Source organism: Nocardioides sp. Soil796 (genome assembly GCF_001429525.1).
Lineage (GTDB): Bacteria > Actinomycetota > Actinomycetes > Propionibacteriales > Nocardioidaceae > Nocardioides.
The window spans coordinates 240,187-256,793 of the sequence record NZ_LMSQ01000005.1 but is presented as its reverse complement, the minus strand read 5'-3'; the positions used below and the strand labels follow the sequence as shown (position 1 = coordinate 256,793).

The 16,607-nt window shown below is 70.2% G+C and carries 19 protein-coding genes; 8 read left to right on the top strand and 11 right to left on the bottom strand.

Translation table 11 applies throughout. The features are described from left to right. Positions 1-142: 142 nt before the first annotated feature. Entirely contained in the window at positions 143-925 is a 783-nt protein-coding gene (locus ASH02_RS03885) for an isoprenyl transferase (RefSeq protein WP_057294328.1), read from the bottom strand. 45 nt (positions 926-970) lie between these two features. Here ASH02_RS03885 and ASH02_RS03880 point away from each other — a divergent pair, with 45 nt between their 5' ends. Continuing rightward, positions 971-1,426 carry a MarR family winged helix-turn-helix transcriptional regulator gene (locus ASH02_RS03880; RefSeq protein ID WP_056686750.1) on the top strand — a complete coding sequence of 152 codons (456 nt, stop codon included), beginning with the start codon at positions 971-973 and terminating at the stop codon, positions 1,424-1,426. A 9-nt stretch (positions 1,427-1,435) separates the two neighbouring features. Here ASH02_RS03880 and recO read toward each other — a convergent pair whose 3' ends face one another. The 3 genes from recO to ASH02_RS03865 are packed head-to-tail and all read right to left on the bottom strand — an operon-like array spanning position 1,436 to position 3,603. Then, positions 1,436-2,164: a DNA repair protein RecO gene (recO, locus tag ASH02_RS03875; protein ID WP_056686747.1), complete on the bottom strand. Its 729-nt coding sequence runs from the start codon at positions 2,162-2,164 to the stop codon at positions 1,436-1,438. A 17-nt stretch (positions 2,165-2,181) separates the two neighbouring features. Beyond that, positions 2,182-3,039 carry an alpha/beta fold hydrolase gene (locus ASH02_RS03870; protein ID WP_056892481.1) on the bottom strand — a complete coding sequence of 286 codons (858 nt, stop codon included), beginning with the start codon at positions 3,037-3,039 and terminating at the stop codon, positions 2,182-2,184. Positions 3,040-3,075: 36 nt separating this feature from the next. After that, entirely contained in the window at positions 3,076-3,603 is a 528-nt protein-coding gene (locus tag ASH02_RS03865; RefSeq protein WP_056686741.1) for an FKBP-type peptidyl-prolyl cis-trans isomerase, read from the bottom strand. Between the two features lie 42 nt (positions 3,604-3,645). Here ASH02_RS03865 and ASH02_RS03860 point away from each other — a divergent pair, with 42 nt between their 5' ends. Together ASH02_RS03860 and ASH02_RS03855 are read left to right on the top strand one after the other, a co-directional pair. After that, positions 3,646-4,443, top strand: a complete 798-nt coding sequence (locus ASH02_RS03860; protein ID WP_156388887.1) for an ion transporter — start codon at positions 3,646-3,648, stop codon at positions 4,441-4,443. Beyond that, complete coding sequence (locus ASH02_RS03855) at positions 4,440-4,919, top strand: GNAT family N-acetyltransferase (RefSeq protein ID WP_057294327.1); 480 nt, start codon at positions 4,440-4,442, stop codon at positions 4,917-4,919. Before ASH02_RS03860 ends, ASH02_RS03855 begins: the two co-directional genes overlap by 4 nt. Positions 4,920-4,993: 74 nt before the next feature. On the opposite strand, the gene leuA is transcribed toward ASH02_RS03855, so the two are convergent. After that, the gene (gene leuA, locus ASH02_RS03850) at positions 4,994-6,751 is read right to left on the bottom strand and encodes a 2-isopropylmalate synthase (RefSeq protein WP_057294326.1); all 1,758 of its coding nucleotides are present in this window, start codon (positions 6,749-6,751) and stop codon (positions 4,994-4,996) included. Between the two features lie 177 nt (positions 6,752-6,928). Between leuA and ASH02_RS03845 the strand changes: the two genes are divergently transcribed. Genes ASH02_RS03845 through ASH02_RS03835 form a run of 3 tightly spaced genes read left to right on the top strand, consistent with a single transcriptional unit; the run spans position 6,929 to position 9,075 of the window. Further along, positions 6,929-7,426, top strand: a complete 498-nt coding sequence (locus tag ASH02_RS03845; RefSeq protein WP_057294325.1) for a flavodoxin family protein — start codon at positions 6,929-6,931, stop codon at positions 7,424-7,426. A 12-nt stretch (positions 7,427-7,438) separates the two neighbouring features. Continuing rightward, positions 7,439-8,245: a septum formation family protein gene (locus tag ASH02_RS03840; protein WP_056686729.1), complete on the top strand. Its 807-nt coding sequence runs from the start codon at positions 7,439-7,441 to the stop codon at positions 8,243-8,245. Further along, positions 8,242-9,075 (top strand): septum formation family protein, encoded by an 834-nt coding sequence (locus ASH02_RS03835; protein ID WP_057294324.1) that lies wholly within the window; start codon positions 8,242-8,244, stop codon positions 9,073-9,075. The genes ASH02_RS03840 and ASH02_RS03835 overlap by 4 nt, the downstream gene beginning before the upstream one ends. A 19-nt stretch (positions 9,076-9,094) precedes the next feature. Here the strand turns inward: ASH02_RS03835 and ASH02_RS03830 are convergent, their stop codons facing one another. The 4 genes from ASH02_RS03830 to ASH02_RS25930 are packed head-to-tail and all read right to left on the bottom strand — an operon-like array spanning position 9,095 to position 11,620. Next, positions 9,095-9,655: a mycothiol transferase gene (locus ASH02_RS03830; protein ID WP_235538977.1), complete on the bottom strand. Its 561-nt coding sequence runs from the start codon at positions 9,653-9,655 to the stop codon at positions 9,095-9,097. 13 nt (positions 9,656-9,668) lie between these two features. Then, positions 9,669-10,655 (bottom strand): GTPase Era, encoded by a 987-nt coding sequence (gene era, locus ASH02_RS03825; protein WP_082564054.1) that lies wholly within the window; start codon positions 10,653-10,655, stop codon positions 9,669-9,671. Next, positions 10,652-11,443: a siderophore-interacting protein gene (locus tag ASH02_RS03820; protein WP_056892477.1), complete on the bottom strand. Its 792-nt coding sequence runs from the start codon at positions 11,441-11,443 to the stop codon at positions 10,652-10,654. Before ASH02_RS03820 ends, era begins: the two co-directional genes overlap by 4 nt. A 9-nt stretch (positions 11,444-11,452) precedes the next feature. Next, positions 11,453-11,620, bottom strand: a complete 168-nt coding sequence (locus ASH02_RS25930) for a hypothetical protein (protein ID WP_156388886.1) — start codon at positions 11,618-11,620, stop codon at positions 11,453-11,455. A gap of 78 nt (positions 11,621-11,698) precedes the next feature. On the opposite strand from ASH02_RS25930, the gene ASH02_RS03815 reads away from it, so the two are divergent. Both ASH02_RS03815 and ASH02_RS03810 read left to right on the top strand, forming a co-directional pair. Further along, positions 11,699-13,081 (top strand): MFS transporter, encoded by a 1,383-nt coding sequence (locus ASH02_RS03815; protein WP_057294322.1) that lies wholly within the window; start codon positions 11,699-11,701, stop codon positions 13,079-13,081. Further along, positions 13,075-13,833, top strand: a complete 759-nt coding sequence (locus tag ASH02_RS03810; protein WP_057294321.1) for an HAD family hydrolase — start codon at positions 13,075-13,077, stop codon at positions 13,831-13,833. The genes ASH02_RS03815 and ASH02_RS03810 overlap by 7 nt, the downstream gene beginning before the upstream one ends. Before the next feature lie 27 nt (positions 13,834-13,860). Here ASH02_RS03810 and ASH02_RS03805 read toward each other — a convergent pair whose 3' ends face one another. Beyond that, positions 13,861-15,138, bottom strand: a complete 1,278-nt coding sequence (locus ASH02_RS03805; protein ID WP_057294320.1) for an SAM-dependent methyltransferase — start codon at positions 15,136-15,138, stop codon at positions 13,861-13,863. Between the two features lie 2 nt (positions 15,139-15,140). Further along, positions 15,141-16,520, bottom strand: coding sequence for an FAD-binding oxidoreductase (locus ASH02_RS03800; RefSeq protein WP_082620790.1), 1,380 nt, complete (start codon positions 16,518-16,520; stop codon positions 15,141-15,143). Positions 16,521-16,607 lie beyond the last annotated feature (87 nt).

The window sequence follows — 16,607 nt, the reverse complement described above, 5'->3', positions numbered from 1 at the left end:
CTGGCTGCGCTGCTCGCCAAACCGGCAGCAGCATGACCGTTGCTTAGACCGATTGACCTAGCCCCCTGCCGGTGGGGTGCGAAGTGACGTGGACAGCGCGTTACACGTGGCGGGGGCGGGCGGGCTGGTCGGCGGGGGCGGGTCAGGCGGGCGCGTTGGGGAGGGCGCCCCCGTAGCGACGGTCGCGGCGCGCGTAGGTGTCGATCGCGGCCCACAGGTGCCGGCGGTCGACGTCGGGCCAGAGCACGTCGGAGAAGACGAACTCGCTGTACGCCGCCTGCCAGAGCATGAAGTTCGAGAGCCGCTGCTCCCCCGACGTACGCCAGACCAGGTCGGCGTCGGAGAGGTCGGGCACGTAGAGGTGCTTGGCGAAGGTCTTCTCGTCGACCTTCTTGGGGTCCAGGCGCCCGTCAGCCACGGCCTGGGCGATGGACCGCGCGGCGTCGGCCACCTCGGCCCGACCGCCGTAGTTCACGCACATGGTCAGCGTGAACACCTTGTTGTCCTTGGTCAGCTCCTCGGCGACCTGCAGCTCCTTGATCACCGACCTCCACAGCCGCGGCGCCCGGCCGGCCCACTTCACGCGCACACCCAGCTCGTGCATCTCGTCGCGCCGGCGCCGGATCACGTCCCGGTTGAAGCCCATCAGGAAGCGCACCTCGTCGGGCGAGCGCGACCAGTTCTCCGTCGAGAACGCGTACGCCGACACCGCCTTCACGCCGATCTCGATGGCCCCCTCGACGACGTCGAACAACGACGACTCACCTTGCTCGTGTCCCGCCGTCCGCGGGAGGCCGCGCTCCTTGGCCCAGCGGCCGTTGCCGTCCATCACCACGGCCACGTGCCGGGGCACGAGCTCCTTGGGGATCGGCGGCGGGGTGGCACCGGAGGGGTGCGGATGCGGACGACGTGGCACACGATTCACGTGGACAACCCTAGAGCTTGGCCCCTCGCGGCCTATGCTGCCTTCGTGGAGAACCAGAACGATCAGATCGAGCAGCAGCTGTTCACCATCCTGCGACGCTCGCAGTTGATCCATGTCCGCACGCCCTCGGGCGAGGTCGAGCTCGAGCGCTCCAGCTACGGCATCCTGTGCCTGCTCGACGACAACGGCCCCCAGCGACTCGGCGCGATCGCCCAGGCATTCCGCCTCGATCCCTCGACGATCACCCGGCAGGTGCAGGCCGTCGTACGGCTCGGCCTGGCCGAGAAGACGGTCGACCCCACGGACCGTCGGGCCTCCGTGCTCACCCTCACCACCGAGGGCGCGAGGGCCGTGCACGAGGAACGCGACCGTCGGCGTGGGCTGCTCGACATCATGCTGGCGTCGTGGTCCCAGACCGAGCGTGACGAGTTCCTCCGGTCGTTGCAGCGCTTCAACCGCACCGTCGACGACTGGATCGAGAACGGCGCACCCACCGACTGACGCGGTCGGTCAGCGCTCGACGTACTCCAGCGAGCGGAGCCGGCGCTCCAGGTGCCAGTGGAGGTACGCCGCCACGAGGCCACTGGCCTCCTTGAGGTGACGGGGCTCGGCGGCGTCGATCAGCGGCCAGTCACCGGCCAGCAGCCCGCCGAGCACGGCCACGGTCTCCGCGGACGGGTTCGCCGAACCCGGCAGGCGACAGGCGCTGCACAGGATGCCACCGGCCGCCGGGTTGAACCACCGGTGCGGACCGGGTGCGTCACAGCGGGCACACGTGTCGAACGACGGGGCGTAGCCGGCCACCGACAGGGACCGCAGGAAGTAGGAGTCGAGCACCTGCCCGGGACGCCGCTCCGGTGTGGTCAGCGCGCGCAGGCCGCCGACGAGCAGGAGGAACTGCTGCAACGAGGGCTGCCGCTCCTCCATGATCAGGCGCTCGGCGGTCTCGAGCATCGCCGTACCGGCGGTGTAGCGGTCGTAGTCGGCGCCCAGGGTTCCCGAGAACGGGGCCAGGGTCACGGCCTGGGTGATGGTGTCGAGGTTGCGTCCCTCGGCCAGCTGCAGGTCGACGTGGGTGAACGGCTCGAGACGGGAGCCCCAGCGTGACGACGTGCGGCGTACGCCCTTGGCCACCGCCCGCACCAGCCCGTGGTTGCGGGTCAGGAGCGTGATGATCCGATCCGCCTCACCCAGCTTGTGGGTGCGCAGCACGACGGCTTCGGCTCGATAGAGGGGCACGGGTCCATTGTGCCGTCTCAGACGCCCCGGAGCCCGCTGGCGGAGCGTGTCTCCCAGCACCCGCGGACGAACTCGGCCGCCTCGCCGTCCAGGCGCTCGGGCCGGAACCGCCACTCGAATATGCTCTCGGCCCGGACGAACCGGGCAGCCGGGATCTCGTCGGCCAGCATCGCGGCGTCCGCCGCCGGGTGAACCGGGTCGGCGGGATGGCCGACCACCATCGTGGGTACGTCGATGGCGCGGCGCAGGCGCGACGGAGGGGCGATGCGACCGAAGACGATGCCGTGCATCACCGCCGCCATCGGCGCGGGCTGCTGGTCGCAGGTGTCGAGGACGATGCCCGCCCAGAAGGGGACCAGCCCGCGCGGCACCCGACGCGTCACGGCGCGGGTCAGGCTGACCGTGAACGGCAGGAACCGCGCCGCCAGCATCATCGGACCGAACACCACCATCCCCATCTCGACGGCGTTGTCGAGCACCGGCATCTCGACCAGGAGGCCGCGCACCCGCGCGGGAGCGATCGCCGCCACCTCGAGCGAGACGTTGGCGCCCAGGGAGGTGCCGCCGATGACGGCCTGGTCGGCGCCGAGGTGGTCCAGCAGCGCGACGACCTGCTCCCCGAACGCGGTCATCGAGTAGACCATCGGGTCGGCCGGCCGGTCCGAGCGACCGTGGCCGAGCAGGTCGAGGGTGACCACGTGCATGCCCTCGGCGGCCAGGGCGCGCGCCAGCGGCTGGCACATGCGGCGCAGCATCAGCTGGCCGTGCAGCAGCACCACCCAGCGGTCGCCGGAGCCGTACTCGGTGTACTCCAGGCGGTCCTCGCCGAGGAAGAACTGGCCGATGCGTTCGGAGACCAGGGGTGAGCGCGACATGGCCAGCAATCTACCGTCCGCCCGGCCCCCGGCAGGTCAGCTGACCGCGACCGCGTCCACGACGAAGACGAGGGTCTCGTTCGGCTCGACCCCGTTGCCGCCCGCACCGTAGCCCTTGGCCGGCGGGATGATGATCAGGCGGCGGGCGCCCTCCTGGATGCCGACGAGTCCTTCGTTCCACCCGTCGATGACCGGGGCCTGGCCCAGTGGCGTGACCGGGAACGGCTCACCGCGGTCGAAGGAGTTGTCCAGGACCTGCTGGTTCGACCAGGTCACCAGCAGGTAGTCCGTCAGCACGGTGTCTCCCGCCTTCGCCTCCGGGCCGGAGCCCGCGGAGAGGTCCTTGGTGATCACCTCGGTCGGCGGGGTGCAGTCGTCCGGCAGCGTCACCTCAGGCTTCTCGCCGAACTCACCGCTGACCTCGATGTCGTCCGCCGTGCACACGGCGGCCGAGTCCGTGTTGTCGTCGGACGAGTCGTCCGAGTCCGAGTCGCCGCACGCGGCAGTGGCGAGGAGGGCAGCCGTGACGGCCAGGACAGCGGTGATTCTCCGAGCGGTACGCATGGCGCCGACCCTATCCGTGGCCGACCTGACACTGTTGTCCGCATGCCCACGAACACCCGACAGAACAACCCCGGCGCCGATCGGTCGCCTCTCGCGAGCTACCCCTCCAAGCCCCCGGTGGGGTTCGCGGACTGGACGATGCTGGTCATCGCGATCATCTCGGTGGTGCTGCTGTCGTGGATCACCTTCTGGGACGTCTCGCCCGGGACCGAGCGCTGGGTGATCCGCGCTGACTACGCGATCTGCGCGCTGTTCGCCGTCGAGTTCCTCTGGCGCTGGCGCCGATCGCGTGAGGGCTGGAAGTTCCCGCTGAAGTACTGGTACGAGGTGCTCGGCATGATCCCGGTCTCGAACCCGGCGTTCCGCTCGTTCCGACTGCTGCGGGTCTTCATCGTCCTGGCCCGCCTCGGCCGAGCCGCCGACCGGGCCTTCGGCGACCGCGTCACCGCAGCCATCGTCAAGCAGGGCACGGACTCCATCGTCGAGGTGATCAAGAGGCCGGTGACGATCGCCGTGATGGACGAGGTCACCGCCGTGCTGCAGACGGGCAACTACACCAGCAACATCGCCCGCGCCCTCGACGAGAACCGTGCCGAGCTCGACCTGATGATCGTCGAGCTGATCAAGAAGGACCAGCAGATGGGCCGGCTCAAGTTCCTGCCGTTCCACGACGACGTCGTGCGCCTGGTCAGTGACACGGTGTTCCGGCTGGTCTTCTCGGTGCTCAACGACCCGCGCACCGACGAGCTGATCTCGGACGCGCTCCGCGAGAACATCGACCAGATGCGGGACGCCGTCCGCAACAAGTACGACGCCGAGACGGCAGGAGCGACGTCATGAGCATCGAGGTACGCCGACTGGCCCCCGAGGAGTGGCCGGTGTGGCGCGAGATCCGGTTGCGGTCCCTCGCCGACTCCCCCGATGCCTTCGGGTCCACGCTCGCCCGGGAGGAGGCCTTCACGGAAGACGACTGGCTGATGCGGATGCAGAGCACGCCCGTCGTCGTCTTCGTCGACGGCGCCGCGGCCGCCCTGGGCGGGGCCTTCCGGATCGAGGACGGAGTCGCCCAGATCGTGGCGATGTGGACCGCTCCGGAGTTCCGTCGCCGAGGCCTGGCACGACTGGTGCTCGACGAGGTGGTCGCTCAGGCCCGTGCCGAAGGACGCCGGGTGATCCTCGACGTCGCGCAGGGCAACCCCGCCGCGCGGAGGGTCTACGAGCGCTTCGGCTTCGTCGCGACCGGCAGGGCCGAGCCCCTCCGTGAGGGGTCGGCCCTGCTGGTCGACGAGATGGTGCTGCCCCAACCCCGCGTGTAACGCTCCGTCCATGACGGTTTGCACCCTGCAGGTCGGGTGCAAAGTGGCATGGACAGCGCGTTACACGGGGCGGGTCAGGCGCGGTTGACGGCGCTGACGACGGCCTTGAGCGAGGCAGTGACGATGTTCGCGTCGAGGCCGACACCCCAGAGGATCTGGTCACCGACCGCGCACTCGACGTACGCCGCGGCGATCGCGTCGCCACCGGCCGAGAGCGCGTGCTCGTGGTAGTCGAGCACCCGCACGTCACCGCGGTCGGCGTACGCCGGGTTGCCGGCCGCCTGCTCGCTCTCGACCAGGTCGTTGAGCGCGTTGGTGAACGCGTTGATCGGCCCGTTGCCCGAGGCCGTCAGCGCGCGCAGCTCACCGTCGACGTACACGTTGACCGAGAGCTGGTCCTTCTCACCCGCAGCCGAGGAGGTGTGCACCGAGTTGAGCTTGAGCGGGGACTCGCGGTCGAGGTACTCGCTGCGGAAGACGTCCCAGATCGCCTCGGGCGTCATCTCGCCGCCGTCGGAGTCGGTGCGCTGCTGCACGACCCGGCTGAACTCGATCTGCGCGCGTCGCGGCAGGTCGAGCTTGTGCTCGGCCTTGAGGATGTAGGCCACTCCACCCTTGCCGGACTGGCTGTTGACCCGGATCACGGCCTCGTAGTTGCGGCCGACGTCCTTCGGGTCGATCGGCAGGTACGGCGCCTCCCAGGGCAGCTCGCCGACCGGAACACCCTGCTCGGCGGCCTGCTTGTCGAGGTCCTCGAGGCCCTTCTTGATGGCGTCCTGGTGGGAGCCGGAGAAGGCGGTGTAGACGAGGTCACCCGCGTAGGGGTGCCGCGGGTGCACGGGGAGGTTGGTGCAGTACTCGACCGTGCGGCGCACCTCGTCGATGTCGCTGAAGTCGATCTGCGGGTCGATGCCCTGGGAGAAGAGGTTCATCCCCAGCGTGACCAGGTCGACGTTGCCGGTGCGCTCGCCGTGGCCGAACAGGCAGCCCTCGACGCGGTCGGCGCCGGCCATCATCGCCAGCTCGGTGGCGGCCACGGCGGTGCCGCGGTCGTTGTGCGGGTGCAGGCTGATCGCACTGTGCTCGCGGCGGGTCAGGCCGCGGCCGAAGTACTCGATCTGGTCGGCGTAGGTGTTCGGCGTCGACATCTCGACGGTCGCCGGCAGGTTGAGGATGATCTCTCGGCCGGCCTCGGGCTGCCAGACGTCGGAGACCGCCTCGCACACCGAGAGCGCGAAGTCGGTGTCGGTCTGGGTGAAGATCTCGGGGCTGTACTGGTAGCCGAAGTCACAGTCGCCGAGCATCTCCTCGGCGTACTTCATCACCATCTCGGTGCCGCGGGTGGCGATGTTGCGGCACTCGTCGGGGGTGACCCCGAAGACGACCCGCTGGAACAGCGGCGCGGTCGCGTTGTAGAGGTGCACGGTCGCGCGGTCGGCGCCGACCAGCGACTGGATCGTGCGCTCGATGAGGTCCTCGCGGGCCTGGGTCAGCACCGAGACCTGCACGTCGTCGGGGATGCGGTCCTCCTCGATCAGCTTGCGCACGAAGTCGAAGTCGGTCTGGCTGGCGCTGGGGAAGCCGATCTCGATCTCCTTGTAGCCCATCTTCACCAGCAGCTCGAACATGCTGAGCTTGCGGGCCGGGGTCATCGGGTCGATCAGCGCCTGGTTGCCGTCACGCAGGTCGGTGGAGAGCCAGCGCGGGGCCTTGGTGATCTTCTTCGTGGGCCACGTGCGGTCGGGTACGTCGACGGGCACGAAGGCGGTGTACCGCTCGAACGGCATGCCGCTGGCGGACTGCTGGTTGCCGGTGTTGCTCAGGTTGGTCATGGTTTCCTCGCTGCTTGGAGATCCGGGTGCCGGACGAGCAGCCCATGAGAAGGCAGCACAACCTCCGCAACGAGGGGGCCGGCTTCAGGCCTCGTTGCGGCAGCGAAGGAGGAGGCTGCGCATCTTCATGACGGGAACCACTTTAGCGCACCCTCGCGACCGTGACAGGGTGGGTCCATGCCTCGACTGCTGGTTGTCCATCACTCCCCCACGCGATCGCTGCAGGCCCTCACCGAGGCAGTCGTCGCCGGCGCTTCCGACGACGAGATCGAGGGCGTCGAGGTCGTCGTACGACCGGCCCTGGAGGCGACCGCCGACGACGTGCTGGCCGCGGACGGCTACCTGCTCGGCACCAGCGCCAACTTCGGCTACATGTCCGGGGCGCTCAAGCACTTCTTCGACTCGACGTTCCTCCAGGTCGGCGGCGCGCTCGATCCGAGCGGCGGCGCCGGTCCCGGCGACGACGCGAGCCCCACCGCCAAGCGCCCGTACGGCCTCTACGTCCACGGGCGCTACGACACCACGGGAGCGGTCCGCTCGGTGCAGTCGATCATCGGCGCCCTCGGCTGGCGCCAGGGCTACGACGTCCTCGAGGTGCTCGGCGACGTCGGGGAGGCCGAGACGGAGGCTGCCTACGAGCTGGGCGGTACGATCGCGGCACTGCTGACGACCTAGAGGACTCCCCACGTGCCCCCTGTACGACGACTGCTGCCGGCCGTCGCACTGCCGATCGTGCTGGTCCTGTCCGGATGCGGAAACGACGACGGCAGCGACCGTGTCGACCCCGCCCAGCTGGACGCGGTCGAGGCCCCCGAGCTGGGCGCGTGCCGCGACCTCGAGCCGGGCGACGTAGAGAAGAGCAGCAACGCGACCAAGACCGTCGACTGCGCGGAGACGCACACGGCCGAGACCTACGCGGTCGGCCCCCTGCCCGCGACCTACGACGAGGCCGACTACGACGACGACGGACTGGCGCAGTTCGCCTACGAGCGCTGCTCCGGCCAGTTCGAGAAGTTCCTCGGCGCCGACGAGTCGCTGGTGATGCGCACTGTGGTGAGCTGGGCGTGGTTCCGCCCGTCGGAGAAGGCCTGGGACAAGGGCGCGCGGTGGTACCGCTGCGACCTGGTCGGTGGTGGTGAGCAGTCGAAGGAGTACGTCGACCTCCCCGAGACCGCCAAGGGCCTGCTCACCGGGCGTCCCGAGGACAAGTGGATGGTCTGTGCCGAGGGCCCGACCGTGGTCGGCGAGGTGAAGGTGCCGTGCTCGGAGAAGCACAACTGGCGTGCCGTCACCACGATCAAGGTCGGCACCGACGACGAGTCCTACCCGGGTGACCGGCTGGTCGAGGTGAAGACCCGCGACTTCTGCTCCGACTCGGTGGGCGCCTGGATGAACTACCCGGTCGACTACGAGTACGCCTACACCTGGTTCCACAAGGCCGAGTGGGACGCCGGCAACCGGCGCTCCATCTGCTGGGCAAGGACACCCCGATGACCCGCCTCCTCGCCGGTCTCCTGCTCGCGCTCGGACTCCTCGCGGGATGCTCGGACGGATCCGACAAGTCCGCCGACCCGGACCCGACCCCCAGTGCGTCCACCACACCGCCCGCCCCGGCGAAGCCGGCACCCCGCCCGAAGCCGGGCACCTGCCACTCCCTGTCGTACGACGCCGCGGTGGCCCCCACGTTCGACGCGAAGACCGTGTCCTGCAAGGCGAAACACACCGCCGAGACCTTCTTCGTCGGCACCCTCGACACCGTCGTCGACGGACACCTGGTCACCGTCGACTCCGATCGCGTGCAGCAGCAGGTCTCCAGCGCCTGCCCGCGCGAGCTCGCCGGCTTCCTCGGCGGCTCGGCGGAGGACCTGCGCCTCAGCATGCTCACCACGGTCTGGTTCAGCCCCACCGTCGAGCAGTCCGACGAGGGCCAGGACTGGTTCCGCTGCGAGGTGATCGCGATCGGCGGGCCCGAGGAGCTGCTGCTGCTCGACGGCCCGACCAAGGGCGTGCTCGGCACCGACACGGGCCGCGCCACGTACGGCATGTGCGGCACCGCCAAGCCGGGCACCACGGACTTCGAACGCGTGGCCTGTGCCCGTTCGCACTCGTGGCGCGCGGTCGGCACGGTCGACGTACGACCTGCGAAGGGTGGCGCCTATCCAGGGGTCGAAGCCGCCCGCGACGCCGGCCAGTCGACCTGCGAGGACACCGTCCGCGACCTGGCCGACGACCCGCTCAAGTTCACCTGGGGCTACGAGTGGCCGAACAAGAAGCAGTGGTCGGCCGGCCAGCACTACGGCTTCTGCTGGGCGCCTGAGGCCTGAGCACGGCGAAGCCGAGGACTCAAACCCGCGGTGCCAGCTCCGTGACGATGTCGAGGTGCCCGGCATGCCGGGCATACTCGGCCAGCACGTGGAAGCAGATCCACTCCAGGGTCGGAGGGTCGTGCGCGAAGCGGCCACCGGGCGCGGCAACGGCGTCAGGGGCGAAGTCCCGGAGCACTCGACGCGTCCGCTCGGCTGTCCGCTCCAGGCCTGCGGCCAGGTCGGCTGCCGTCACCTCCGGTGCCACCTCCCACCTGGCCCGGGCCAGCGTCTCGTCGGAGTCGTCCGAGACCCACGGCTCGTCGGTGTTCCAGTCCCCCCAGGGATCGGCCACTGGTTCGCCGAGGAATCCCCACACGAACCAGCGCTGCTCCATGTGCAGGCAGTGGCTGAGCAGCTCGATCGGGGTCCATCCGCTGGGAACTCGCGGCGTGCGCTGCTCGCCGGCTGACAGGGAGAGGACGCCGTTGACGATGTCGTCGCGCACCCAGTCGAGGTAGTCGGCCCATCTGGCCTGCCCCGCTGGCCCCGACTTCGCCGGCTCGGCCATGTTGCGGGCCACCCGGTTGTCCTCGCTCACGTGGCCCACCGACTCAGAAGCCGAGCTTGCGCAGCTGGCGCGGGTCGCGCTGCCACTCCTTGGCCACCTTGACCCGCAGGTCGAGGTGCACGGGGGTGCCGAGCATGGCCTGGATCTGCATGCGGGCATCGGTGCCGACCTGCTTCAGGCGCGACCCCTTGTGGCCGATCACGATGCCCTTCTGCGAGTCACGCTCGACGTAGAGCCATGCGTGGATCTCGAGCAGGGGCTTGTCCTCGGGGCGGTCCTCGCGCAGGCCCATCTCCTCGACGACGACCGCGATGGAGTGGGGCAGCTCGTCACGCACGCCTTCGAGCGCGGCCTCGCGGATCAGCTCGGCGACGATCGCCTCCTCGGGCGCGTCGGACAGGTCGCCGTCCGGGTAGAGCGGTGGGCCTTCCGGAAGCATCGCGGTGAGTACGTCGGCCAGCAGCTGCACCTGGTCTCCGCTCTTGGCCGAGACCGGCACGATCTCGGCCCACTCGGTGCCGGTCTGCTCCCCCAGTGCCTGGATGGCGAGCAGGTGCTCGCCGATCTGCTCGGGCGTGGCCAGGTCGGTCTTGGTCGCGATGGCGACCTTCACGCTGCGCCGGACCTTCGAGAGCTCCTTGACGATGAACGTGTCGCCGGGACCGATCTTCTCGTTCGCCGGGAAGCACACGGCCACCACGTCGACCTCGGCCCACGTGGTCTTGACGAGGTCGTTGAGGCGTTCGCCGAGGAGGGTGCGCGGGCGGTGCAGGCCGGGGGTGTCGACGAGGATCAGCTGCGCGTCGTCACGGTGCACGATGCCGCGCACGACGGTGCGGGTGGTCTGCGGCTTCGAGGAGGTGATCACGACCTTCGAGCCGACCAAGGCGTTGGTCAGCGTCGACTTGCCGGCGTTGGGACGACCCACGAAGGAGACGAAGCCGCTGCGGTAGCCCTCGGGCCGTTCGCCGTGCAGGGGTCCGGCCGGTGCCACGCCGCTGACGTCGAAGTCCTTGTCGTGCTCATTCATTCCGTCTCCCGTGCTGCGTCGTAGTCGGCCCAGATCTCTTCATCACTCTTGCCTGCCGCCTTGCCTGCCCGGTAGATCGGGCCGGGGTCGACCGCACGCGGCTGGCGCTTCAGCGCCGCACGCCAGTAGCCCATCACGTCGTACTGCGTGCTCGGCAGCTTCACCTCGCGCATGAGGTGCTTGCGGATCGCCCGCATCTGGGCGGACTCCCCCGCCATCCAGAAGTATCCGGGGCCCTCGGGCCACGGCAGCGACTCGGTGAACGCGGCCAGGTTGCTCTGCCCGGGGCCGGGCGGCTCCAGCCAGGTCAGGTCGCCGGACTTCTCCAGGGCCTCCGGGAAGTAGCCGTCGATCCGCTCCGGGGACTCGGCCCACACATGGGCTCGTACGTCGGGGCCGAGCTCCTCGATGATCCTCGCCATCGCCGGCAGCCCGGTCATGTCACCCACGAGGTAGAGCCACCGGCTCTCCTCGGGCATCGCGAAGGAGCCCTTGGCCTCGGTGATCGTGACGGTCTCGCCGGTGCAGTCGCGCATCGCCCACTCGGTGACCAGGCCGACGTCGTGGACCACGACGTCGAGCACCAGCTCGACGCCGTCCCATGACCGCACGGTGTAGTAGCGGGACTGGAACTGGCCCGGCACGACCAACCCGACCCACTCGTCGCTGATTCCGGTGGAGGTGAATCGGGCCAGCCCCTCACCGCCGAGGGTGAGGCGCACGAGGTGCGGCGAGATCTCCTCACGCCGCAGCACCTGCGCGGCGTACTGCTCGGCTCGGGTGCTCACCGGACAAGGTTAGTCGCCCGTGCCCGGGCCGCGCGCATCCGCTGCCGGGGCGCGAGCCACGAGCCCACCGGCACCGTCCTGTCCGAGGCGCACCAGCATCGCGGCCTCGGGGTCGCTCACTGCCTCGACCTGACCCGGGCCGAGGATTGCGTCGGCGAGCAGCTGGCCCTCCCCCACGGGACAGCGCAACCAGTCGCAGCGACGAGGACATCGCGATGAAAGCCTCGTGCAAGCATGCCCCGGCACGCTGCTGCAATGCCACTGGAAACCGATGACCGAGCCGCCCAGCTCCGCGCGCTGCCCCGGACCCGCACGCTGGTCGTGTGCCTGGCCCTCTTCCTGGAGGGCATGAGCTCGTCGGCCATCAACGTGCAGATCGGCGCCGTGGAAGGTGAGTTCGCCCCCGGCCCGGTCGAGCTCCAGCTGATCGCAGGCGTCTTCCTGATCTCCTACGCCGGCCTGCTGCCCCTGGCCGGTCAACTGGTCGATCGGAGCAACCGCCGGACGCTGTTCCACCTCGGCGTCGTCCTCTTCGGGCTCGGCAGCCTGGCCTGTGCCCTCGCGCCCGCTGCCGCCTTTCTCGTGGTCGGTCGGTTCACCCAAGGTGCCGGTGCCGCGTTGAGCGCCCCCGCCGCCCTCGCCCTGATCACCGCGGGCCTTCCCGAGGGGCCCGCCAGGAACCGCGCCGTGACGACGTACGGCGCCATGGGTGCGGTCGGGTTCTCGACCGGGCTGGTGGTGCCGGGTGCACTGGTCACGGCGCTGGGCTGGCGCTCGAGCTTCCTGGTGCTCGTGCCGATCGTGTTGCTGGTCCTGGCCGCGACGTGGCGGATCCCGCCCTCGGTGGCTCACCGCAGCGGCCGGTTGGACCTGCCGGGAGCGCTGCTCCTCACCGTGGCCCTGGGCCTGGCGCTCAGCCTGGTCAGCGGGGTCGGCAGCCTCACCGTCGGGCCGCTCGGTGCCGGCGCCGGGGTGTTGGTGCTGCTCGTCGGCGTGCTCGTGCGCAGGGGCGGCGTGGGCGGCATCCCGCGCAGCACCTTCGGGCGCCCCCGGGTGCTCGGGGCCGGTCTCGGACTGGCGGCTGTCTTCGCTGGTGTGCTCTCGTCGATGTTCGTGCTGAGCCTCGACCTGCAGGCCGGAGGCGGGATGGACGCCTACGAGGTCGGGCTCCTGATCCTGCCCCAGCCGTTGGCCTTCTCGGCCGCCTCCCGGGCCGGGGCAGCAGCCGTGGGTCGTCACGGTCCGGGCCGGACGCTGGCCGTGGGGATGCTGCTGATCGCGACCAGCCTGGTGCTGCTCGCCACGGTCACTCGCGGTCCGTCGGAGGTGCGGATCCTGATCGCGATGGCCGCGATCGGCATCGGCATGGCGCTCAGCTTCCCGGCCGCGTCGATCGCCGCGATCGACGCCACGCCCGAGGCGCTGCGCGGGACCACCGCCGGTCTGCTGACCACGGCCCAGAACGTCGGCGGGGCACTCGGCCTGGCCGTGGTCACCGCGCTCGACGTCGTGCCTCGGGAACACGGGGACAGTGCCACCCCGGGGCTCCTGGTCGCCGCGGCCCTCATCGTCGGCGGTGGACTCGCCGCCGTGGTCGCGGCCCGTACGCGTGCCCCGGAGGGAGCCCACGCATGCTGATCGCCTGCGACCTCGACGGCACCCTGACCTTCGACGGAACGTGCCCGGCCCAGCCCCTGGTCGACGTACTCGAGGACTTCGCGGAGCGGCCGGACGTCAGGCTGGTGCTGGCCACCGCCCGTTCCCCGCGGTGCCTGCGGGACTGGTTCGGGCGCCTGGCGCAGCGGATCGACCTGGTCTGCTGCAACGGGGCCCTGCACCTGCCGCCGGGGGGCCTGCCGGCGACCGTCCGCGCACTGCCCGCCGCGTCGGTGGGTCGGCTGCTGGAGCGGTTGGACCGGGCCGGGGTCGGCTGGTGCGCGGAGTACGGCGACCACTTCGTTGCCCGCGACGCGACGGCGCTGCCGTGGTTCGGAGACCGTGCGCGACGACTCATGGCCCCCGGTCAGCGGCCACCCCTGGACGGCGTGCTCAAGGTCAGCATCGAGGAGTCACGACGCGGGCTGCCCGCTGCGGCCGGACTGCCCGGAGTCGTCACCCTGCCGCACGCGACCGGCGACATGGACGTCGTCGCGGCGGGCGTCGACAAGTCCGTGGCGGTTGCGGGCCTCTCGTCGACCGGGGCCGCCGACCTGGCCGTGGGCAACGACCTCAACGACCTCGCGATGCTGCGCTCTGCCCGGCGTGCCGTGGTGGTCGGCGACGGTCTTCCGACCCTGGACGACGTGCCGCACGTGCGCAGGGTCGCGGCCCACCCCCGGGACGTCGAACGGGCGCTGCTGGACGCCGTGCCGCAGGTCGGCATCGCCTGACCCGCGGCGCGGCCCCTCGTGCCTCGTTCAGGCGATCCAGTCGGGACGCAGCGGGAAGCCGCTGGCGCCGCGTTCGTCGTTGCGGGTGGCGAGCACGTGGTGCAGCTCGATCTCGTCGCGCTCGAACCCGATCCGCGAACCGGCCATGTAGATGCCCCACACCCGGGCCGTGCCCTCACCGACCTCGGCGACGCACTCGTCCCAGTTGGCCTCGAGGTTCCGGCACCATCCGGCGAGGGTCAGCGCGTAGTGCTCGCGGATGTTCTCGGTGTGCTGGACCTCGAGTCCGGCGTCCTGGGCGGCGGCCACGATCGTGCCCGAGCCGATCAGCTCGCCGTCGGGGAAGACGTAGCGGTCGATGAACGCCCCGGTCTCGGTCGGCCGGTTGTGCGGGCGCGTGATGCTGTGGTTGAGCAGTCGCCCGCCCGGGCGCAGCTTCTCGCGCAGGAAGGTGAAGTACGACGGGTAGTTCCTCACCCCGATGTGCTCGGTCAGGCCGATCGAGCTGACCGCGTCGAAACCGGTCTCCATGACCTCGCGGTAGTCGAGGTGTCGCACCTCGGCCAGGTCACCGAGCCCTTCACGGTCGATGGCCTCCTTGGCCCACTGGGCCTGTTCGAGCGAGAGGGTCACGCCGAGCGCCTTGGCGCCGTACTCGCGTGCGGCGTGGCGCACCATGCCTCCCCAGCCACAGCCCACGTCGAGCAGGCGTTGACCGGGTTGGAGGTTGAGCTTGCGGCAGATCAGGTCGTACTTCGCGGCCTGGGCCTCCTCGAGGGTCGCCTCGGGGGTCTCGAAGAGTGCGCAGGTGTAGGTCATCGACGGACCGAGCACCATCTCGTAGAACCGGTTCGAGACGTCGTAGTGGTGCTTGATCACCTCGGCGTCACGGTTCATCGAGTGGCGCAGGCCCTCGAAGGCGCGACGCCAGCGCGGCAGGTGCTCCTGCGGCGGCACCGGCGGCGGCCTCAGCTTGTCGATGCCCAGTCCGCGCACCAGGCGCAGCGCCTCGCTGACGCTGGGTCGGCGGAACTTCAGGTGGTTGACCAGCAGCGCCATCGCCTCGTAGGGGTCGCCCGGATGCACTCCGCGGAGCTCCAGGTCGCCCATCACGTAGGCGCGGGCCATGCCGAGGTCGCCGGGCGCGGTCATGATGTAGGAGAGCCCGCGCTCGTTCTTGAGATGCAGCTCGATCTTCGCGTCAGGTGGTCCGGCGACGCTGCCGTCGTACGCACTGAAGCGCACCGGGGAACCGTCGTGGAGAAGGGAATCGATGGCCTGCCCGATGGTCACGGAGTCGGTCATGCTCACTGGCGTTGCACCGCCTTGTCATAGAGAGAGGTGAGTCGGTCGTGTGGGTCGTAACGCTGTTTCACGGCGGCCAGGTTGGCTCCGTCGTAGAGCCGGTCGAAGGTGGCGCGGTCGTAGAACGCCTCGGAGTAGAGCGACTTGTGCCCGCCGAGCTCGTGCACCTTCGCCTCGATGGCGCGGTTCCGGGGAGCGTCGTCGGCGTCCTCGCCGACATGCACGGTGCCCCAGAATCCGGCGTTGACGTAGGTCGTGCCGGGCTCGAGCGGGTACGACGGCCAGCGGGTGCCGGCACCACGCAACCGCAGCGGGCACAGCCACACGGGGCGCATGCCGACGGCCTCGTCGAACCAGTGGAGGAAGTCGGGCAGCCGGTCGACGGGGACCTCGACGTCCTGGATGACGCGTTCGCGACGGGGCCGTCCGGCCCGGCGGTCGAGGCGGTCGGCGATGCCGAAGCGGCGGTCGAGGCCGACCAGCTTGTGGTAGACGTCGGAGCGCCGCCAACGGCGCGGCCAGAGCCGGCGGATCCGCGGGTTGTACAGCCCGAACGCGCCCGAGCACCAGAACCAGTCGGTGTCCCAGCGCCAGAGGTAGTCGTTCATGGTCAGCACGTCACGCTGCCGCTGCTGGACGGAGCGGTAGTAGATGCCACTGCCCGTGTAGTCGCTCGGTTCGCCGGTCGCGGCATCGCTCCACCGGGCCAGGGTCAGGTAGAGCTCGCCCGGTTCGAAGGCCACGCCGTCGAGTCCGTCGACGCTCTCGCCCTCCCACTCGCCGGACTCGACGATGGTCTCGATCGCCTTGCCCAGCTGGGCCGCGTCGTCGAAGCGGACGTGGCGGAGTGCGACGAACCCGGGCACCTCCTCGAGCTCGATCTTCAGCCGGACGGCGTAGCCGAGCGAGCCGTAGGAGTTGGGGAAGGTGGCGAAGAGGTCGGCGTGCTCGTTGTCGGTGCGCGCGGTGATCACCTCGGCGTCACCGGTGAGGAGGTCCATCTCGAGGACCGACTCGTGGGGCAGGCCGTTGCGGAAGCTGGTCGCCTCGATGCCCAGGCCGGTGACCGCTCCACCGAGCGTGATCGTGCGCAGCTGCGGCACGACGAGTGGGATCAGGCCGTGCGGCAGGGTCGCCTCGACGAGGTGCTCGTAGGTGCACATGCCCTGCACATCGGCGGTGCGGTTGGCGACGTCGACCTCGATCACGCCGTCGAGCCCGGACACGTCGAGGCCCGGCACGGTGGTGCTGGAGCGGGGCCGGAACAGGTTCGAGGTGCTCTTCGCGAGCCGCACGGGGGCGCGCTCAGGAATCGCGGCGTACGACGCCAGCAGACGTTCCACGGCCTCCCGGTGGTTCTCCCACCCACGCACGATGGTCACAGGAACACGGTAGCGCCTCACTGCTTGCACTCACCAAGGGGTATTCCCGATACTCCCTGACGTTCGGGCCCTCCAAGCCCGATACTC

What these genes read in the sequence shown, in the direction of transcription:
- ASH02_RS03815 (WP_057294322.1), top strand. Translation starts at nt 11,699, where the DNA reads ATGCCACTGGAAACCGATGACCGAGCCGCCCAGCTCCGCGCGCTGCCC.
- ASH02_RS03835 (WP_057294324.1), top strand. Translation starts at nt 8,242, where the DNA reads ATGACCCGCCTCCTCGCCGGTCTCCTGCTCGCGCTCGGACTCCTCGCG.
- ASH02_RS03870 (WP_056892481.1), bottom strand. Translation starts at nt 3,039, where the DNA reads ATGTCGCGCTCACCCCTGGTCTCCGAACGCATCGGCCAGTTCTTCCTC.
- ASH02_RS03805 (WP_057294320.1), bottom strand. Translation starts at nt 15,138, where the DNA reads ATGACCGACTCCGTGACCATCGGGCAGGCCATCGATTCCCTTCTCCAC.
- ASH02_RS03810 (WP_057294321.1), top strand. Translation starts at nt 13,075, where the DNA reads ATGCTGATCGCCTGCGACCTCGACGGCACCCTGACCTTCGACGGAACG.
- era (WP_082564054.1), bottom strand. Translation starts at nt 10,655, where the DNA reads ATGAATGAGCACGACAAGGACTTCGACGTCAGCGGCGTGGCACCGGCC.
- ASH02_RS03845 (WP_057294325.1), top strand. Translation starts at nt 6,929, where the DNA reads ATGCCTCGACTGCTGGTTGTCCATCACTCCCCCACGCGATCGCTGCAG.
- ASH02_RS03865 (WP_056686741.1), bottom strand. Translation starts at nt 3,603, where the DNA reads ATGCGTACCGCTCGGAGAATCACCGCTGTCCTGGCCGTCACGGCTGCC.
- ASH02_RS03855 (WP_057294327.1), top strand. Translation starts at nt 4,440, where the DNA reads ATGAGCATCGAGGTACGCCGACTGGCCCCCGAGGAGTGGCCGGTGTGG.
- ASH02_RS03860 (WP_156388887.1), top strand. Translation starts at nt 3,646, where the DNA reads ATGCCCACGAACACCCGACAGAACAACCCCGGCGCCGATCGGTCGCCT.
- leuA (WP_057294326.1), bottom strand. Translation starts at nt 6,751, where the DNA reads ATGACCAACCTGAGCAACACCGGCAACCAGCAGTCCGCCAGCGGCATG.